A 1863-nucleotide genomic window follows, 5' to 3' on the forward strand; every position below is an offset into this window, starting at 1 on the left:
GTCTCGCTCTGCGCGTTGTCGGCGTAGAACAGCGCCTGCTTCTGCGTGTTGTAGCGCACGAAGCCCTCGCCCAGCCATTGCGCGCCGAAGTAGCGGGTGTAGCCCAGCTCCAGCGTGTGCGCCTTGATCTCCCAGTTGTCCCAGAAGTAGCGGTACTCGGCGCGCAGCGCGGCGCGTTGCTCGCCCTGCCCGATGTCGCCGATGGCGCGCAGCTTCAGCGCGCGGCTCGAGCGGGTGCGCGGGTAGCGCTCCTGCACCAGGGTGCCGAACACCTGGGCCACGCGGTACGGGTTGCCGAGGTAGCCGTTGTCGGAGACCGCCTCGAGGTTCGCGCTCGCGAGCCAGCGCGGCGTCAGGATCTGCGTGACGCCCAGGCGATAGCGCCAGTGCTGCGCACGGTCGAACATGCCCTCGTAGCGCGAGCCGACCTGGTCGGCACCGCGCGTCGCGCCGAGGCTGATCGTCGTCATGCCGCCGAACACCTCCTGCGAGACGTCCAGGCTCACCGTGTTCGCCTTGTAGTCGGGCTCGTCGCTGGTGGTGCCCGAGATCGACACCTGCGCGTCGCGGTAGACGTAGTCGGCGCCGAGGCTGTATTCGGTGCGCTTTTCCTTGTAGGGGCTCGCGGTCGTCACGACGTCGATCGACGCATTGCTGACCGAGTCGATGAAGTACGAGCCGCTGATCGACAGCCGGTCGGCGACCTTCTTGCGGATCAGCAGCGCCGGGCCGTCGGCGCGCGTGCCGCCGCCGTCGAAGAAGTGGTACATCGCGTCGGCACGGTCTTCGGGCAGGTCGACGGCATAGGCCGCTCCTGCCGCCGCCACACCGCCGACCACCACGCCGAGCGCGCGGCCCGCGCGCATCAGGTGGTGCGGGCGGCGCGCCAGCGCACGGCGCAGGCGACGCACCCAGCAGGCGCTAGTTGCAACCACAGCCGCCCCCTTGCACGCCGGTGGCGCCGCGTCCGCTCTCGCGCACGTCGTAGATGTGCTCGCGGTGCTTGTCGGCGAGCGCGTCGCGCGACAGCCGCATGATCGGATCGGCCAGGCGCTCGCGCTCGTACGGCTTCACCCACGGCTCGGGCGCGGCACAGCCGGCCAGCAGCGAGGCCAGCGTCACGACAACGGCGAGTGCTCTGCGTTGGCAGCCCATGTTCATTCCTTCAGCAGGTCGCGGATCTGCTTGTCGTAGGTGTTCTCGTAGCCGTCCTGGTAGCCGCGGTGCAGGAAGCGCACGCGGCCGTCGCGGTCGATCAGCACCGTCGACGGCATGCTGTTCAGGTCGTACAGCTTGCTGACGTTCTTGTCGGTGTCGAACAGCACCGGGAACGTGACGCCCAGCTTGCCCGCGACGGTGGCGGCATTGCGCGCATCGTCGTCGACGTTGACGCCCAGCAGCACGAAGCCCGAGCCCTTGTACTTGTCGTACAGCGCGTTCAGCTTGGGCATCTCCTGGCGGCACGGCGCGCACCAGGTGGCCCAGAAGTTCACCAGCACGACCTGGCCGCGCTGCTCCTTCAGGCGCAGGTTCTTGCCCTCGAGGGTGCGCAGCGTGAAGTCGGGCGCCGGCGTCATCGGTGCAGCCGCCTGCACGGGCGCCACCACCAGGCCGGTGCTCAGCAGCAGCGCGGCCGCCGCCCGCAGGAATCTGGGCAGGAAACTGGCGAAAGGGGAGGAAGAGCTCATGAAGGGTTCTCGGTAGAGACTCAGAAGAAGAAGGTGATGCCGCCGGTCAGCTCGAGGTTCTGCGTGTTCTGGCGCTTGCCGAGCAGGTCGAGCGTGAAGATGTGGTCGCGCATGTCGACCTGCAGCGCCATCCAGTCCTTCAGGAACACGCGGGTGCCGAGCCCGACGTTGAAGG

The 1863-nt window shown here is 68.4% G+C and carries 3 protein-coding genes; all 3 read right to left on the bottom strand.

All coding sequences use genetic code 11. The features are described 5' to 3' along the window. Positions 1-911 (bottom strand): DUF3570 domain-containing protein (locus tag AC1D12_RS32300; protein WP_477845235.1); only part of this gene is annotated, 911 nt, incomplete at its 3' end. A 10-nt stretch (positions 912-921) separates the two neighbouring features. Next, entirely contained in the window at positions 922-1155 is a 234-nt protein-coding gene (locus tag AC1D12_RS32305; RefSeq protein WP_047511913.1) for a DUF4266 domain-containing protein, read from the bottom strand. A 2-nt stretch (positions 1156-1157) separates the two neighbouring features. Further along, positions 1158-1688, bottom strand: coding sequence for a TlpA family protein disulfide reductase (locus AC1D12_RS32310; RefSeq protein ID WP_156155156.1), 531 nt, complete (start codon positions 1686-1688; stop codon positions 1158-1160). Positions 1689-1863: the final 175 nt, after the last annotated feature.

The organism is Rhizobacter sp. P1_G5, from assembly GCF_056405435.1.

Excerpts from the sequence above, each read along its gene's own strand:
- AC1D12_RS32305 (WP_047511913.1), bottom strand. The coding sequence starts at position 1,155 with ATGGGCTGCCAACGCAGAGCACTCGCCGTTGTCGTGACGCTGGCCTCG.
- AC1D12_RS32310 (WP_156155156.1), bottom strand. The coding sequence starts at position 1,688 with ATGAGCTCTTCCTCCCCTTTCGCCAGTTTCCTGCCCAGATTCCTGCGG.